Raw genomic sequence first — 16,710 nt, forward strand, 5'->3', positions numbered from 1 at the left:
ACGGCGACGGAGGGCCGAGCGGACGACGGGCTCAACCCGCGACGGCGTCGAGTTCGTCGAACCCGTCCAGTGCGACGCTCGAGGCCTGGTGCAGCCAGGACTTCCGGTGCAGTGCGTGCGCACCGATCGTCCGGATCGCGTCGTAGTGCGCCGTCGACCCGTAGCCCTTGTTCGACACCCACCCGTAGTGCGGAGCCTCGTCGTGCGCCGAGATCATGAGCGCGTCACGAGCGACCTTCGCCACCACCGACGCAGCAGCCACCGAGGCACAGTCGCGGTCGGCCTTGACCCGGACGACGACCTCGAGCGGATCGGCGGCCGGACGGAGCGCCTCGGGCAGGGCGCGGCTCAACCAGTCGAACGAGCCGTCGAGCACCACCACCGCGCCGTCGAGCGACACCCCGTCGGCGACCAGGGAGCCGAGCGCCTGCGCACCGGCCGCGCCGAGGGCCGGGACGATGCCCTGCTGGTCGACGAACTCCGCCGATGCCATGCCGACCGCCGTGCGTGCCCAGCGCTGCACGACGGGCACGAGGTCGGTCCGGCGCGCTTCGGAGAGCAGCTTGGAATCGGCGAGTCCCTGGGGCACACGACCGATGTCGAGCGTCACCGCGGCCACACCGACGCCGACCGGACCGGCGATGGCGCCACGGCCGACCTCGTCCATGCCGATGACCGTCACGCGGCCCTCGGCGAGCAGACGCTTCTCGACCCGGAGCGACGGACGGACGGCGGTCACTCGTCGCGCTCCTCCACGCCGGCGAACACCTCGGGGTGGTCGTCGAGCCACGTCCAGCGGCTCGCCGGCCAGGAGATGACGAACGCGCGGCCCGTGACGTCGGACATCGGGACGAAGCCCTTCGACGGGGTGTCGCCGTTGTACCGGGAGTCCTTCGAGTCGTTCCGGTTGTCGCCCATCACCCAGATGGTGCCCTTCGGTACGGTGACCGAGAAGTCGGTGGCCGAGGCCGGGGCGCCGGCGGGGAGCTTCAGGTACGGCTCCTTGATCGGCACACCGTTGACCGACATCTGTCCGAGGTCGTTGCAGCAGGACACCTTGTCGCCCGGCAGCCCGATGACGCGCTTGATCAGGTGGTCGTCGCTGTCACCGGTGCCGAGCCCGACCTGCGTGAGGAGCCAGTCGATGGCCTTGGCGGGCTGGGTGTCCGGCGTGACGCTCGGCACCTCGGACCCGGTGAGCCAGCCGCCCGGGTCCTTGAAGACGACGACGTCCCCCCGCTTCAGGGCCACGGCGCCGGGGACGAGCTCGTTGACGATCACCCGGTCGTTGATCTGCAGCGTGTTCTCCATCGACGCCGACGGGATGTAGAACGACCGGATCAGGAACGTCTTGACCAGGAACGACACGAGCAGTGCCGCGATGAAGATGATGACGAGGTCGCGGAGGAATGTGAGGACTCCGTTCCGTTGCTTCTCAGCACGTGGCCTGCGCCCGGAATCCTCTGTCGTGTCCGTCATTTCCGCTCTCGTTCGAACCACTGACTCCCCGCAATGGGAAGAGCCCCCCGTCGATGCACAACCGTACATGGACGAGGGGCTCGCAGCGCCGTCCGGCTCGCGGACGTTCACTGTGAAGGCGATCAGGCGTCGCGCTTCTCCTTGATCTTGCGGCGGGCCGCCTTGCCGCGGAGCTCGCGCAGGTAGTAGAGCTTCGCACGACGGACGTCACCCTTCGTGACGATCTCGATGTGGTCGATGATCGGCGAGTGCACGGGGAACCAGCGCTCGACGCCGACCTGGAAGCTCACCTTGCGGACCTTGAAGGTCTCGCCGATGCCGTGGCCCTGACGGCCGATGACGACTCCCTGGAAGACCTGGATACGCGAGCGCGTGCCTTCGATGATGTTGACGTGCACCTTGATGGTGTCGCCGGGGCGGAAGTCCGGGACGTCGGTACGCAGCGATGCTGCGTCGACGTTGTCGAGGAGCTGGCTCATGGTGGGTTTCACTCTCTGCGGACGCGCACGGGTCGCCGCGGATCGAAGGTTCGGAAAGTGGTGGTGCGTGCCCGGTGTCGGCGACTCCCCCGTGGCAGAGTCCAGCCAGGGCACAGCGTTCAATACTGCCACAGAGAGCGCGGGAGACAAAACGACGAGGATGGACCCATGAGCGAACTCCGCACCCCCGCCGAGCTGGACGGACTGCGCGTCGCCGGCCGGTTCGTGGCCGACGTCCTCGACGAGCTGCTCGAGACCGTCGACGTCGGCGTCAACCTGCTCGACCTCGACCGCGTCGCGGCCAGGATGATCGCCGAACGCGGGGCGGAGAGCTGCTACGTCGACTACCACCCGTCGTTCGGCATGTCGCCGTTCGGCAAGAACCTCTGCACCTCGGTGAACGACGCCGCCCTGCACGGGCTGCCGCACGACCACACCCTGCAGGACGGCGACCTGGTGAGCCTGGACTTCGCCGCGAGCGTCGGCGGCTGGGTCGCGGACTCCGCCGTGAGCGTCCAGGTCGGCACGCCGCGCGACGAGGACCAGGCCCTGATCGCCACGGTCGAGCGAGCGCTGGCCGCCGGCATCGCCCAGGCGGCTCCCGGCAACAAGCTCGGCGACGTCTCGCACGCCATCGGTCACGTCGCGCACGAGGCCGGTCACGACGTGAACCTGCAGTTCGGCGGGCACGGCGTCGGTCGCACGATGCACGGGGATCCGCACGTGCCGAACGACGGCCGTCCGGGTCGCGGCCTGAAGCTCCGACCGGGGCTGGTCGTCGCGATCGAGCCGTGGCTCATGCAGACGACCGACGAGCTCTACCAGGACGATGACGGCTGGACCCTGCGCAGCGTCGACGGCTCACGTGCCGCGCACGTCGAACACACGGTCGCGGTCACCGAGGCCGGCCCCGAGGTCCTGACCCTGCGTCGCGCTCAGCGCGCCGACCCGACCGTCTGACGGACGGGAGGCACGGTGCGGGCCCGCCCCGTGCCTCCAGGCAGACCCGGCGGGGCCGGGTTTCGTGCTCAGCGACAGTTCACGCGGAACGAACCGCGAGGAGTGTCGCTCAGCCCGAAACGCGTTCAGCAGGCAGACGCGCCAGCCGATCACGCAGGCGGCAGCAGGTCCGGACGGACGCGCCGCGTCCGCTCCAGCTGCTGCTCGTGCCGCCAGGCACCGACGCGGGCGTGGTGCCCGCTGAGCAGGACGTCGGGGACGTCCAGGCCGCGCCACGACGCGGGCTTGGTGTACGAGGGGTACTCGAGCAGGCCGTCCTCGTGGGACTCCTCGACCAGCGACTCGGGGTTGCCGACGACCCCGGGGACGAGTCGACCGACGGCCTCGATCATCGCCATCGCGGCGACCTCGCCGCCGTTCAGCACGTAGTCCCCGAGCGAGAGCTCCACGACGGTGGCGTGCGTCGACGCCCACTCGAAGACGCGGGCGTCGATGCCCTCGTACCGCCCGCAGGCGAACACGAGGTGCTCCGACGTCGACGCGAGCGACCGCGCGATGGACTGCGTGAAGGGCGTGCCGGCCGGCGTCGGGACCACCAGGGTCGACGAGCCGTCGGGCCGGAAGAGCGCCTCGAGCGCCTGCGCCCACGGCTCCGGCTTCATCACCATGCCGGCACCACCGCCGTACGGGGTGTCGTCGACGGTGCGGTGCCGGTCGGTGGTCCACGACCGCAGGTCGTGCACGTGCAGGTCGAGCAGACCGCCGGAGCGGGCCTTGCCCAGCAGGGACACGTCGAGCACGGAGAAGAACTCCGGGAAGATCGTGACGATGTCGATCCGCACGGGGACTAGTCCGTGACCGTCTCGGGGCGCGAGGTGTCCTCGGGGTCCTCGAACAGCCCCTGCGGCGGCGTGACCGTGACGGTGCCGGCCGCGATGTCGACCGCCGGCACGATGGCCGAGACGAACGGCACGAGGACCTCGCCGCGGGACGGCGTGTCGATCGCGAGCAGGTCCTGGGCGGGCATGTGGTCCACACGGGCGACCGTGCCGACCTCGACGCCGTCACGCAGGACCTTGAGCCCGACGAGCTGGTGGTCGTACCAGGCGTCGTCCTCACCGGTCTCGGCGTCGGCGTCCTGCTCGACCCAGAGGATGATGCGCGCCAGGGACTCGGCCGCGGTGCGGTCGTCGATCCCGGCGAAGAACGCGACGGGGTGACCGTTGTACCAGCGCAGTTCGTCCAGCTCGAGGGTCTTGCCCGACCACGGTGAGTCGTCGGGGACCTGGAGCGTGAACGTGGCGCCCGGGGTGAACCGACGATCCGGGTCGTCCGTGTAGAGCTCGAGCTTGATGCCGCCCTTGAGCCCGTGCGCCTTCGTGATTCGACCCACCCGGAGCTGGGTCGTCTCCCTAGGAATCGGTGTCCACCACGTCGACCCGCACGCGCTTGCCGTCGGCCAGGGCCGTGACGAGGGTGCGGAGCGCCTTGGCGGTGCGCCCGGCGCGACCGATCACGCGGCCGAGGTCCTCGGGGTGCACGCGCACCTCGAGGACCTCGCCGCGTGGGGAGGTGGAGCTGGCGACGCGCACGTCGTCAGGGTGATCGACGATCCCCTTGACGAGGTGCGTCAGCGCGGATTCGAGCAAGGACTACGCCTCGGTCGTCTCGTCGGCGGTCTCGGCGTCGTCGGCCTTGGCGGCGGGAGCCGTCTTCTCCGACTTCGGCTTGAGCACGGCCTTCTTCGAGGAGTCGACCTGGAAGGCCGGCTTCGGCTCGGCGACCTTGACCTTGGACTCGGTGTCCTTCTCGCCCTTGAACTTGGCCCAGTCGCCGGTCAGCTTGAGGAGGGCCGCGACCTGCTCGGTCGGCTGCGCGCCGACGCCGAGCCAGTAGAGCGCACGCTCGGACTCGATCTTGATGACCGAGGGCTCCTCGGTCGGGTGGTACTGACCGATCTCCTCGAGGACACGACCATCGCGCTTGGTGCGCGAGTCGGCGACGACGATGCGGTAGTAGGGCGCACGGATCTTACCGAGACGCTTCAGACGGATCTTGACAGCCACAATTGCTCCTGTTTGCTTTCGTTGTGGTTGAACTGGAACCGCGGGCGTGGGGGCACACACGGCGAAAGCTCGAGAGAGATCGCTCACAGCTGGATAGAGGGTCGAGCTGCGGCGATTCGACCGTTCATTCTTGCAGATTCCCGGCCGTGATGCGAGCCGACTCGCTACGGCGCGAGGCGCCGCACCGCTTCGAGGGCCTCGGACGTCGCCCGAACCGCGTCCACGCTCCGTGCGTCCCGCGCGCCGCCGACGACGGCGTACGGCACGCCGGCGGCCTGGAGGCCCGTGGCGAGTCCGTCGGGCGCGTCGCCCTCGGCGTCGGTCGCGCGCTCCTGCCCGGCGCAGACCACGACGGTGTCCGCCGGTACGCCGACCTCGTCCCCGTGCTCGTCGCGGATCCAGAGCACCCCGGGTTCGATGCGCAGGTACTCCTGCACGCCGCCGACCATCCGAACCCCGGCGTCCCGCAGCCGACCGATCGCGACCCAGCGCGAGGTGATGCCGATCCCCTGGCCGAACTTGCCCGAACGCCGGAGCACCGTCACCTGCGACCCCGGCCTCGTGGTGCGCTGTGCCGCGGGGAGCCGCTGCGGCACGTCGCCGACGAGCTCCTCGGACACGTCGAGGTCCCAGCGGGCCGCGAACTCGGCGGCCCGGACGACCTCGTCGGGCGACTCGGTCAGGAACGCCGCGGTGTCCACGCCGATGCCGCCGCCACCGATGATCGCGACGGTGCCCTCGCCGACCCCCTCGCGGAGTGCCTGCTCGTAGGACAGCACGTGCGGCAGGTCGCTGCCGGGGACGTCGATGCTCCGCGGGACCACCCCGGCCGCGAGCACGACGGCGTCGCTGTCGACGAGGTCCCGAGCCGTGGCCGGGCGTCCGAGGTGGATCGTGGCGCCCCGCTCGGCGAGCTCGGCACGGGCGGACCGCACCGTGGCGGCGTAGTCCTCCTTCCCCGGGACGAGTGCGGCGAGGCCGAACTGGCCGCCGAGGCGGTCGGACGCCTCCCAGACGGTGACGTCGTGGCCCCGGCGAGCGGCGTCCACCGCGGCGGCGAGCCCTGCCGGTCCGCCACCGACGACGTCGACGCGCTTCGGGTCCGCGGTCGGCCGTGCGGGGAAGGCCACTTCGCGGGCCGCCCGCGGGTTCACGAGGCACGACACCGGTGCGCCGATGATCGAACGGTCGAGGCATGCCTGGTTGCAGCCGATGCAGGTGTTCACCAGTGCGAACCCGCCCGCGAGCGAGCGCGACACGATGGCGGGATCGGCGAGGAACGGCCGGGCGAGGGCGACGGCGTCGATCAGGCCGTCGCTGAGCACGGCCTCGCCGTCGCGCAGGTCCGTCATCCGGTTCGAGGCGATCACACGGACGTCCGGGTACGCGGACGAGCGCACCACCGCGGCGATCCGTGCCGCGTACGCCAGCCAGGCCCCGTGCGGCACCGAGGCCTGCACGGTCGGGGTGCGGGACTCGTGCCAGCCGATGCCGACCGAGATGCCGTCGAGCCCGAGCGGCAGCAGGTCGTGCACGAGCGCGTCGACCTCGTCATCGGTCGACGAGCCGGGCATCAGGTCCGCGCCGGACAGCCGGATCGTCACGGCGAGCTCGGGCACCGCGGCGCGCACGGCCCGGACGACCTCGATCGCGAAGCGCCGACGCCGTTCCGCATCGCCGCCCCACTCGTCGTCGCGCAGGTTCGTCAGCGGCGACTGGAACTGGTTGATCAGGTACCCCTCGGACGCCATGATCTCGACGCCGTCGAACCCGATCGCGCGGGCGGTGCGGGCAGCGGCGGCGAAGTCCTCGATGGTCCGCTCGACCTCGGCCGACGTCAGCTCGGTCGGAACCACGCCGCGGGCGGCCGCCCACGGCAGGGCCGAGGGTGCCACGACGCGCTGCGGGTCGCCGTGCCGGTCGACCATGCCCGACGCGAGCGCGTACCGCCCGGCGTGGAACAGCTGCGCCAGGATAGTCCCGCCCTCGTCGTGCACGGCGTCGGCCGCCACCCGGAACCGCTCGTCGGCTCCCCCGACGCCGAACACCGCGAAGTCCGGACCGCCGCGCGCCTCGTCGTTGACCGCGATGCCGCCGGTGATGATGCACGCCGCCCCGCCGGCCGCCCGTTCGCGGTAGAAGGCGGCCATGCCGGCTCCGCCGTCGTCGTGCACCTCGAGCCCGGTGTGCATCGACCCCATCACCACCCGGTTCGCCAGGTGCAGGGGGCCGAGGGTCCATGGTGACGCGACGGTCCGGAGGGACTCCGGCACGACGGGGGCGGAAGCGACGCTGCTCATGCGCCTATTCTGCGGTGTCCGCGCCCGGAGCGTCGGCCGGCAGCACCGCGTCGCGGAGGGGCGACGTGGTGTCCGACCAGTACGGCGGGGCGATGACCGTCAGACCGCCGTCCACCGAGAGCACCTGCCCGGTGATGTACCCGGCCTTGTCCGACAGCAGGAAGTCGACGGCGTCGGCCATGTCGTCGGCCGTCCCGGGGCGCTGCAGCGGGAGCTTCTCGAGCACGGTGTCCATCGGCGCCTGGCCGGGGACCTTCGTGTAGAAGTACTCGAGCGAGTCGGTGTCGATGAGGCCGCCGTTCACCGCGTTGACGGTGATCTGGCGCGGACCGAACTCCACCGCCATGTACTTCATGTACGCCTCGCTCATGGCCTTGGCGGCACCGAGTGCGGCGTAGGTCGGGAACGCCCGGAGCGATCCGTACGACGTCACCACGACGATGCGACCGCCGCGGTCCATGAGTTCCGCGGCGCGCTGGGCCCCGAGCACGAACGAGCGGGCGTTCGTGGCGTAGCTGCGGTCGAGGTGGTGCAGCTTGAGGTCGGCGACGGGCTTGAACGCGCTGGCGGCGGCGTTCGCCACGAACATGTCGAGGCGTCCGTAGGTGTCGCGCACCAGGTCGAACAGGGCGTCGATCGACTCCGGCTGCTCGATGTCGACCTGCGCCGTGATGCCGTCGCCGCCGGCCGCCTTGACGTCGGCCAGGGACTCCTCGGCCAGGTCGGCGTTGCCCTTGTACGTCACGACGACGGTGACGCCGCGCTGGCCCAGCTTCTGGGCGAGCAGGCGGCCGATGCCGCGCGAGGCACCCGTGATGAGTGCGATGGGAGCGTTGGTGGAGTCGGTCACTGCAGTCCTTTGCTGACGGTGGTGGGTGACGGACGGGAGGCGCGGGGCGGGCCCGCACCGCGCCTCCCGTCCGGTACTGGGTTGCGGTCTAGAACCCGGCCTGGCCGGTGACGACGGCGCGGCCGACGATCAGTTTCTGGATCTCGTTGGTGCCCTCTTCGAAGCGCTGCGCGCGTGCGTCGCGGTAGACGCGCTCGATGGCGTTGCGCTTCCAGTAGCCCTGACCGCCGTGCACCTGCAGGGCCTTGTCGGTGACGCGGGCGAGCATGTCGACGGCGATCATCTTCGACGCGCTGGAGAGGGTGCCGGCGTCGGGACGGTCCTCCTCGTACGCGCGCGCGGCCTCGAGCACCAGGGCGCGTGCCGCGGCGATGTCGGCGTAGTTCTCGGCCAGGTAGAACTGGATCGCCTGGCGGCTGGAGAGCCGCTTGCCGAACGTCTCGCGCTTGTTCGCGTACTCGACGGCGAGCTCGTTCGCCCGCTCGGCGAGCCCGACGGCGCTCATCGCGACGGACACCCGGCTCGGCAGCAGGAAGCCGCCGAGCGCGACCTCGAGGCCCTGGCCTTCGTCGCCCAGGCGGGCACTGGCGGGGATCGGGGTCTCGGTGAACCGCAGGATCGCGTGGTCGGTGCCACGGATGCCCATGGTGTCGGAGTCGTCGATCACCTCGGCACCCGGCAGCCCGCTGTTCGGCATCAGGAACGCGACCGTGCCGTCCTGGCCGGTGGTGCCCTCCAGCCGAGCGGCGATGAGCCAGTGGTCGGCCTTGACCCCGAAGGTGATGAGGTGCTTCTCGCCGTTCATCACGTAGGTGTCGCCCTCGCGTCGGACCGTCGTGCGGATGTCCGCTCCGGTGCCCGCGGTGGCCTCGGTCAGGGTGAACGCGACGAGCGTGTCACCGGCGACGGAAGGCTTGACGACCTGCTCGATCTGCTCCGGCGTCGCGTAGGGGGCCATCGCGCGCCAGGTGCCGTTGATGACGTGCACGAGCATGCGGATGGAAGCGTGCGAGCGGGAGATGACCTCCATGATCTCGAGGTACCGCGAGAAGGGGATCGCCCGTCCGCCGAGCTCCGTCGGGGCGGCGAGGCTGAGCCACCCGTTCTCCTTGAGCTCCTGGAACAGCTCCGGGGCGACCCGGCCGGTGCGCTCGATCTCGTCCGCCCACTCCTCGCCGGGGCCGCGGACCCACTCGGTGACCTCGGCCTTGAGCTGCTGGAAGGCGGCTTCGTCGAAGCCCGTGCTCGTCTGCTCGACCGTCGTCATCGTGTCTCGTTCTCCTTCGTCGCGACGAGCGCGGCCGCCTGCTCGCGCAGGGTGTTCTTCTGGACCTTGCCGACCGCGTTGCGCGGCAGCTCGGTGGTGTACTCGAGTCGTTCCGGCCAGTAGTACTTGCTCACGCCGGCCGTGTCGAGGTACTGCTGCATCCCGGCGAAGTCGAGCGGCTCGTCCGCGCGGGCGTTCACGACCCAGGCGCAGGCACGCTCACCGAGCCGCTCGTCCGGCATCGCCACGATCGCGACGTCCGTGACCAGCGGGTGCTGGTACAGCAGGTTCTCGATCTCGACGACGGGGATCTTCTCGCCGCCGCGGTTGATGACGTCCTTCACGCGTCCGGTGATCGACAGGAAGCCCTTCTCGTCGACCTTCGCCAGGTCGCCGGTGCGGTACCAGCCGTCCGCGGTGAACACGTCGTCGGTCAGGTCCGGGCGGTCGAGGTAGCCCGCGAACATCGTCGGCGAGTGCAGCTCGAAGTTGCCCTCGGTACCGGCGGGCAGCTCGATCCCCGCGTCGTCGACGATGCGGATCGCGATGCCCGGCAGCGCCCGGCCGTCGTGGCCGTACGCGTCGGCGGGATCGTCGCTCGGGCTGGACAGGGCCCCGAGACACGTCTCGCTCGTGCCGAAGGCGCCGAGGATCGCACTGCCGAGCACCGTGCTCGCTCGCTGGGCCAGTGCACGGGGCACCGCGGCGCCCGTCGGCACGAAGATCCGGAGCGACTCGGGCTGCGGAGCACCGGCCTCGACCAGGTCGACGAGGTCGGTCAGGAACGGCGTCGCGCACTGCACGAAGGACGCCCGGGCGACGCCGAACGCCTGCTCGAGTGCGACCCGGCCGTCCCACACCGGCTGGATGACCTGCGGCGCACCGAGCCGGAACGCCAGCAGCATGCCGTACAGGAACCCGGTCTGGTGGGCGAGCGGGGACGGGATGTAGATGCGGTCGGCGCTGGTCAGACCGGACTGCGCCACGTGCATGGCGGTCGCGAGCCCGAGCGTGCGGTGCGGGTGCTGCACGCCCTTCGGCTCCCCCGTGGTGCCGGAGGTGAAGAGCAGCTGGCAGACGTCGTCCGGCCCGGGAGCGTGCGACGCGATCTCGTCGACGTCGACGTGCACGGCGGCGAGGGCGTTCTCGAAGTAGCGCCAGTGCCAGTCGCTCGCCACGACCCGCTCCAGGGCGTCGGCGGGCAGCGGCGGCTGGTTCGTCGGGGTGTCCCCCTGCCCGCGGGCCTCGGCGCGGAGCACGATGACGTGCTCGAGCGCAAGGCGGCGGTCCTGCGCGGCGGCCTCGTCGATCACGTCGAGGAGTTCGAGCGCGGGACGGCGCTTCCGGAACACGTTCGGCAGGAACACCACGCGGGCCTTCGAACGAGCCAGCGTCATCGTGGTCTCGCGGGGACCGAACACCGGCATGATCGGGGTCGCGACGGCACCGATCTGGATCGCACCGAGGGTGATCGACACGAACTCGCGCCAGTTCGGCAGCTGCATCGCGACGGATTCACCGGTGCGCACGCCGAGTTCGAGCAACAGGGCGGAGACCCGGTCCGCCTCGTCCTGCAGCTCCTTCCACGTGGTGTTCGCGGGGGTCGCACCGCCGACCTCGATCACGGCCAGGCCGTCGGGGTCGGTCTGCGACAGCGCGCGGACCCGCTCGCTCAGGACGAGCGGGTCGGCGTCGACGCCGGCGAGCTCGGGCACGGCGACGGCGGGCCGCGGGGCGGTGGGCTGCGCGGCGGCAGGCTGCGCGGCGCCCTGGGCAACCGGCTGGCCGACCGGCTGGCCGCCCAGTCGGTCGGCGGGCTCCGGCACCGTCGACGTCTCGACGTCCGCGGTGGCCGTGCCGACCGGAGGCGTGCCCAGGTGCGTGCGGACCCCGTCGGCCTCTGCGGCGTCGATCCGGTCGTCCCGCGCCACCTGGGCTGCGAGCCGGTCGCCGACGGACATGTCGAGCCCGACGGAGTTCATCGCCTCGAGGAACGTCGGGTAGGAGATCCGGTAGGCACGCGGGTAGGTCAGGCCGGACACCCCGTCGGCACCCGACGCCGCGACCGCGAGGGACATCAGCACGCGGTGGTCGTTGAACGAGGACATCGGCGCACCGTGCAACCCGGCCGCGCCGACGCCGGTGACCCGCAGCTCGTCCGCGCCCTGCTCGGCGCGGCCGCCCATCCGGTTCAGCTGGAGCATCGCCGCGACCCGGTCGGATTCCTTCAGCCGGATGTGGGCCACGTTCCACAGTCGGCTGGTCCCCTCGGCGAAGGTGGCCATCGTCGACAGCACTGGCAGCAGGTCCGGGATCGGACGGCAGTCGACGTCGAGCGGCCGGAGCGGGGACCCGTCGTGCTCGATCCGGACGAAGCCGGTCTCCTCGTCGATCCGCATCGGGACACCCATCGCGGTCGCGAGGTCCAGGAACTCGCTCTCCGGGTGGTCCGTCTCGGCCGTCGTCGTGGCCGTCATGCCGCGCAGCAGCACGTTCGACTGGCGGGTGCCGGCCGCCGCGATGCCGAACGCTGCGGAGCCGATGTCGGGCGGGATCACGTAGTCGTGCGGGGTGGCCTGCTGGCCCGCCGGGATCCGGTACTCGAGCCAGTCGTCGGAGACCTCCACCGTCAGGCCGAACTGCCGCATCATCCGCACGGTGAGCTCGACGTAGGGCTGCTCGTTGAGCCGCCCGCCGGTGATGTGGATCCGGGTCTCGTGCTCGGCGAACGGTGCCACCAGCAGCAGCCCGGACACCCACTGCGACAGGGTGCCGGCGATCGTCACGTCGCCGCCACGCGGACGCCTCGGCTGCACGGTGACGGGCGGGCAGTCGTTCGTCGCCTCGAGTTCCACCCCCATCTGCGTCAGCGAGGTGAGCAGCGCCTTGATCGGGCGGCGCTGGAAGTACTTCATGCCGGACAGGGTCATCGGGCGGTCGGCCAGCGAGGCGAGCCCGGTCATGAAGTAGAGCGTGGTGCCCGAGGACCCCATGTTGAGCAGTCCGTCGGCACCCCGTGACCCGTGGTCCACGATGTCGGTCGCCTGGTACCGGCCGCCCAGTCCGGTCACGTGGTACGCGTTCCCACGACGCTTGACGTCGACGCCGAGCGCGCGGAGCGTGCCCACGGTCCACTCGACCTGTCGCGTCGCGCTGACCCCGGAGACGACACTCGTCCCCTTCGCGAGCGACGCGAGCACCAGCGCGCGGTGCGCGTGGTACTTCGAGACCGGGATGTCGAGTTCTCCGACGAGCGGGGCGTTCGTCCCGCGCACCACCAACTGCATGCGTACCTCTTCCCTGTAGGAACATTTCAACGGTACGCCCGGAGTGGAACTAGTTGCAGGACGATCCGCACGATCGGGACACCGCTTCGTTGTGCGTGTCCGACAAGGACCCGGGCAGGATGGACGGCATGGACATCCGCTTCACCGAGTCCCGCCCGTCGACCATCGGCGTCGAGTGGGAACTCCCCCTGGTCGACCGGGCGACCGGCGACCTCGCGCCCCGTGCCCCCGCCGTCATCGCCGCCGTGCACGAGCGGCTCGGTGACCACGACCGCGTCACCGAGGAGCTGCTGACCAACACGGTCGAGGTCGTCTCGAGCGTCCACGACCGCGTGGGGGCTGCGACGAGCGAGCTGTCCGGCATCATCGGCGAGGTCATCGACGCCGCCGAACCGCTCGACGCCCAGGTGATGTGCTCGGGAACGCACCCGTTCGCGGTGTGGGACCAGCAGGAGATCACCCCGGACAGCGAGCACTACACGACCCTGATCGACCGCACCCGCTGGTGGGGACGCCAGATGCTCATCTGGGGCGTGCACGTGCACGTCGGCATCGACGACCGCGACAAGGCGGTCCCGATCATGAACGCGATGCTCGCCTACGTCCCGCACCTGCAGGCGTTCACCGCGTCGAGCCCGTTCTGGGGCGGCACCGACACCGGGTACGCCTCGAACCGCGCCCTCATGTTCCAGCAGCTCCCGACCGGCGGACTCCCGCCGCAGCTCGGCGCCTGGGCGAACTTCGAAGAGGTCGTCGGCGACCTCACGCACACCGGCGTCATCGACGGCGTGAAGGACCTGCGCTGGGACATCCGACCGTCACCGGGCTGGGGCACCCTCGAGAACCGGGTGTCCGACGGCATCTCGACCCTGCACGAGGTCGGCGCCGTCACCGCGCTCGTGCAGTGCCTGGTCACCGCCTGCTCGGACCGGCTCGACGCCGGTGAGACCCTGCCCACCATGCAGCCGTGGTTCATCCGCGAGAACAAGTGGCGCGCGGCCCGCTACGGCATGGAGGCCGAGATCATCACGAACGTCGCCGGCGACGAGCGGCTCGTGACCGACGAGGTGCACGACCTGGTGCAGCGGCTCGACCCGATCGCCGAACGGCTCGGCTGCCTCGACGAACTGCACCACCTCGACACGATGATCGAGCGCGGCGCCTCGTACCAGCGGCAGCTGCGGGTCGCGCAGGAGAACGGCGGCGACCTGCGCGCCGTGGTCCGCCACCTGGTCACCGAGTTCCGCCACGCGCTCTAGCCGCGACCGGCCCGGGTCGGGCGTACCCGGCCGAATCGGGCGTACCCGGCCGAATCGGGCGTACCGGGTCGAATCGGGCGTACCTCGTCGTTTCTTTCGACCAGGTACGCCCGATTTCACTTTCCATCGCGCGTGCGATGGGAAGGAACGTCGCGACGCGACCGGACGACGGACGGGAGGCCCGGTGCCAGCTGGCACCGGGCCTCCCGTCCTGGGGGCACCGGCAGTCCACGGCGAACGCTACAGTTCCCCTGTGGCGGGGGAGGCAGCACAGCGCGGACCGGCGACGGTGATCCGTGCCGGCGCGCTCGTCGACGCCGGCCGGCCGGAACAGGCACTCGCCGAGGTCACTGCGGCGGAACACGACGAAGGCGAATCGATCGCCGGACAGCGCGTGCGTGCCCTGGCGCTGCTCGCGCTCGACCAGCCGGACGCGGCGTGCGACGCTGCTCGACGAGCGGTCGCTCTCGCGCCGGGTGACAGCACCTCCCTCCGTGTGCTGTCGACCGCCCTGCTCCGCTCTGGGGACCGGATCGGAGCCGTCGAGGCCGCCCGCCGTTCGGTCGCCGCCGACCCGGGCTCGTGGCAGGCGCACGCTGCGCGAGTCGATGCCCTCTGGCTCGGCGAGCAGAACCGCCTGGAGGCGATGCGGGCGAGCTTCGAGGCCGTCCGTTTGGCTCCCACCGAACCGTTCGTGCACCGCCAGCACGGCGACCTCCTGCTCGCCGTCGGACGGCAACGGGAAGCGCAGGACGCGTACCGCCGGGGGCTCGCGCTCGCTCCGGAGGACCGAGGGGCACGGCACAACCTGGCGGTGTCACGGCTCCGGCGTGGCCACGAGAGCGAGTCCGCGCTGGTCTTCGCGGGCATCCTGTCGACGAACCCGACGGACGCCACAGCACTGCGGAACCTCATGGTCGGCGTCGTCAACCCACTCGGCCGGATCGGGGTGGCCCTCGGCGGCGCCGCAGTGTTCACCGGCTTCGAGTTCCTGGCGACGATCGACAGCGGGGATCCGGCGATGGAGCGCTGGGCGACCACCTTCCCGCCGGTGATCGCCCTCGCCGTGATCGCCTTCATCGCCCTCCGGTTCACCTCCGAGGCACGGCCTCGCCTCGCCTTCCTCCTCTCGGTCGCTCGACGAGCGGTACCGGGTTGGGGACTCGTGGCGCTGGTGCTCGGTGTCGCGACCGCGATCTCCGTGACCGGGCTGTTCCTCCCACCGGTCGTCGCCCTCGTCGCACAGGGTCTCGTGCTCGTCGGGGTCGTCATCGCCTCCGTGCTGATCAAGCGCATCCTGCGCGCCTTCCCGAGGACCCGCCCACCGGTGCACGAGGACGACGATGACGACGGGTGACGGGCTCGCCGTGGCGACCGAACTGTGCCCGGCCGGACGTCCGCGCGACGCGCTCACCTCCACGACCGAACCGCACCACCGCCGCGTCGCGCGACACCACCGAACCGACCGCTCCGAGAGGACTCCCGATGAACGATGACCCGGTTCACGACGACCCGGTGATCGACGCGCTCCGACGCGCGGTCGACAGCGCGCCCCACGACGTCGCACTGCGTGTCCACCTCGGTCGTCTGCTCCTCGAAGCCGGACGTCCGGCCGAGGCGACCGCCGAAGCGGCGGCCGCACTCGCCATCGCACCGACCGACGATGCGGCGGGCGCCCTCATGCTCGCGGTGCTGCGCCCGCGCGCCGGCACGGCACTCCCCGCGGACGCACCGACCGACGCTCCCACCGCTGGTGCGCCGTCCGACTTCGACTGGCACGCGGCGGAACAGCAGGTCGAGCACATCGTCGAACCGTCCTTCGTCGAGGACTCGACTCCCGACCCGGACCTGCCGTCGGCGTTCTCGGTCGAGCCGTCGGAGGTCCGGTTCGGGGACGTGGGCGGGATGGAGGCCGTGAAGCAGCGGCTCACCGTCGCGTTCCTCGCCCCACTCGCGAACCCCGAGCTCCGAGCGTTGTACGGCAAGAGCCTCCGTGGCGGTCTGCTGCTGTACGGCCCTCCGGGGTGCGGGAAGACGTTCATCGCCCGTGCCGTCGCCGGCGAGCTCGGCGCACGCTTCATGAGCGTCTCCATCACCGACGTCCTCGACCCCTACCTCGGCGCGAGCGAGCAGAACATCAGGGCGGTCTTCGAGGCCGCACGCGCTGCGGCACCGTGCGTGGTGTTCTTCGACGAGGTCGACGCGCTCGGCCAGCGACGGAGCCAGACCCGCAGCTCGCACGTGCGCGGGATGGTGAACCAGCTGCTCACCGAACTCGACGGCGTCGACGGCGGGAACGAGGGCGTGTTCGTGCTGGCTGCGACGAACCAGCCGTGGGACGTCGACCCCGCGCTCCGTCGTCCGGGTCGGCTGGACCGGACGGTGCTCGTCCTGCCGCCGGACACCCCGGCACGTGAAGCGATCTTCCGCGGGCACCTCCGCGACCGACCGGTCGAGGGCATCGACCCCGCAGCGCTCGCGAAGCGGACCGAGGGATTCTCCGGTGCGGACATCGCCTACGTGTGCGAGGTCGCCGCCGAGCACGCGCTCATGGACAGCATCACGACGGGCACTGCACGGCTCATCGGGATGCCGGATCTGCTCGCCGCCCTGAGTGAGGTCCGGCCCTCCACGAGCGCCTGGCTCGAGACGGCTCGGAGCGTCGTCCTGTTCGGCGAGGACGACGGGACGTACGCCGACCTGCGGGCGTACCTCAAGAAGTCCAAGCGCTGAGTGACGGACGGGAGGCCCGGTGCCAGCTGG

15 protein-coding genes are annotated in these 16,710 nt (G+C 71.1%); 4 read left to right on the forward strand and 11 right to left on the reverse strand.

Annotated elements, in window-relative coordinates; translation table 11 throughout:
- Nucleotides 1–31: 31 nt before the first annotated feature.
- The 3 genes from DEJ27_RS05695 to rplS all read right to left on the reverse strand — a co-directional run bounded on the left by DEJ27_RS05695 (nt 32) and on the right by rplS (nt 1,958).
- Nucleotides 32–739 (reverse strand): ribonuclease HII, encoded by a 708-nt coding sequence (locus tag DEJ27_RS05695; RefSeq protein ID WP_110859093.1) that lies wholly within the window; start codon nt 737–739, stop codon nt 32–34.
- Nucleotides 736–1,479, reverse strand: a complete 744-nt coding sequence (gene lepB, locus DEJ27_RS05700; protein ID WP_110859094.1) for a signal peptidase I — start codon at nt 1,477–1,479, stop codon at nt 736–738. Before lepB ends, DEJ27_RS05695 begins: the two co-directional genes overlap by 4 nt.
- Before the next feature lie 122 nt (nt 1,480–1,601).
- A complete protein-coding gene (gene rplS / locus DEJ27_RS05705; RefSeq protein ID WP_017888254.1) occupies nt 1,602–1,958 on the reverse strand; it encodes a 50S ribosomal protein L19 in 357 nt (118 codons plus the stop codon).
- A gap of 168 nt (nt 1,959–2,126) precedes the next feature.
- On the opposite strand from rplS, the gene map reads away from it, so the two are divergent.
- Complete coding sequence (gene map, locus DEJ27_RS05710) at nt 2,127–2,918, forward strand: type I methionyl aminopeptidase (RefSeq protein WP_111090480.1); 792 nt, start codon at nt 2,127–2,129, stop codon at nt 2,916–2,918.
- A 149-nt stretch (nt 2,919–3,067) separates the two neighbouring features.
- On the opposite strand, the gene trmD is transcribed toward map, so the two are convergent.
- From trmD to aroA, 8 genes are all read right to left on the reverse strand, one after another.
- The gene (gene trmD / locus DEJ27_RS05715) at nt 3,068–3,760 is read right to left on the reverse strand and encodes a tRNA (guanosine(37)-N1)-methyltransferase TrmD (protein WP_111090481.1); all 693 of its coding nucleotides are present in this window, start codon (nt 3,758–3,760) and stop codon (nt 3,068–3,070) included.
- 5 nt (nt 3,761–3,765) lie between these two features.
- Nucleotides 3,766–4,311 carry a ribosome maturation factor RimM gene (gene rimM / locus DEJ27_RS05720; RefSeq protein ID WP_171907871.1) on the reverse strand — a complete coding sequence of 182 codons (546 nt, stop codon included), beginning with the start codon at nt 4,309–4,311 and terminating at the stop codon, nt 3,766–3,768.
- A 19-nt stretch (nt 4,312–4,330) separates the two neighbouring features.
- A complete protein-coding gene (locus tag DEJ27_RS05725; RefSeq protein WP_017888258.1) occupies nt 4,331–4,567 on the reverse strand; it encodes an RNA-binding protein in 237 nt (78 codons plus the stop codon).
- Between the two features lie 3 nt (nt 4,568–4,570).
- Nucleotides 4,571–4,984: a 30S ribosomal protein S16 gene (rpsP, locus tag DEJ27_RS05730; RefSeq protein ID WP_027465884.1), complete on the reverse strand. Its 414-nt coding sequence runs from the start codon at nt 4,982–4,984 to the stop codon at nt 4,571–4,573.
- A gap of 164 nt (nt 4,985–5,148) precedes the next feature.
- Nucleotides 5,149–7,284: an FAD-dependent oxidoreductase gene (locus DEJ27_RS05735; protein WP_111090482.1), complete on the reverse strand. Its 2,136-nt coding sequence runs from the start codon at nt 7,282–7,284 to the stop codon at nt 5,149–5,151.
- 4 nt (nt 7,285–7,288) lie between these two features.
- Nucleotides 7,289–8,134 (reverse strand): SDR family oxidoreductase, encoded by an 846-nt coding sequence (locus DEJ27_RS05740; RefSeq protein ID WP_110859098.1) that lies wholly within the window; start codon nt 8,132–8,134, stop codon nt 7,289–7,291.
- Between the two features lie 88 nt (nt 8,135–8,222).
- A complete protein-coding gene (locus tag DEJ27_RS05745; RefSeq protein ID WP_110859099.1) occupies nt 8,223–9,401 on the reverse strand; it encodes an acyl-CoA dehydrogenase family protein in 1,179 nt (392 codons plus the stop codon).
- On the reverse strand, nt 9,398–12,688 hold the full coding sequence (gene aroA / locus DEJ27_RS05750; RefSeq protein ID WP_111090483.1) for a 3-phosphoshikimate 1-carboxyvinyltransferase: 3,291 nt from the start codon (nt 12,686–12,688) through the stop codon (nt 9,398–9,400). The genes DEJ27_RS05745 and aroA overlap by 4 nt, the downstream gene beginning before the upstream one ends.
- 119 nt (nt 12,689–12,807) lie before the next feature.
- On the opposite strand from aroA, the gene DEJ27_RS05755 reads away from it, so the two are divergent.
- The 3 genes from DEJ27_RS05755 to DEJ27_RS05765 all read left to right on the forward strand — a co-directional run bounded on the left by DEJ27_RS05755 (nt 12,808) and on the right by DEJ27_RS05765 (nt 16,680).
- Nucleotides 12,808–13,947, forward strand: coding sequence for a glutamate--cysteine ligase (locus tag DEJ27_RS05755; RefSeq protein ID WP_181430100.1), 1,140 nt, complete (start codon nt 12,808–12,810; stop codon nt 13,945–13,947).
- A 253-nt stretch (nt 13,948–14,200) separates the two neighbouring features.
- A complete protein-coding gene (locus DEJ27_RS05760) occupies nt 14,201–15,304 on the forward strand; it encodes a tetratricopeptide repeat protein (RefSeq protein ID WP_146244652.1) in 1,104 nt (367 codons plus the stop codon).
- A 128-nt stretch (nt 15,305–15,432) separates the two neighbouring features.
- The gene (locus tag DEJ27_RS05765) at nt 15,433–16,680 is read left to right on the forward strand and encodes a 26S protease regulatory subunit (RefSeq protein WP_111090485.1); all 1,248 of its coding nucleotides are present in this window, start codon (nt 15,433–15,435) and stop codon (nt 16,678–16,680) included.
- Nucleotides 16,681–16,710: the final 30 nt, after the last annotated feature.

Source organism: Curtobacterium sp. MCPF17_018 (genome assembly GCF_003234135.1).
Classification (GTDB): Bacteria; Actinomycetota; Actinomycetes; order Actinomycetales; family Microbacteriaceae; genus Curtobacterium; species Curtobacterium flaccumfaciens.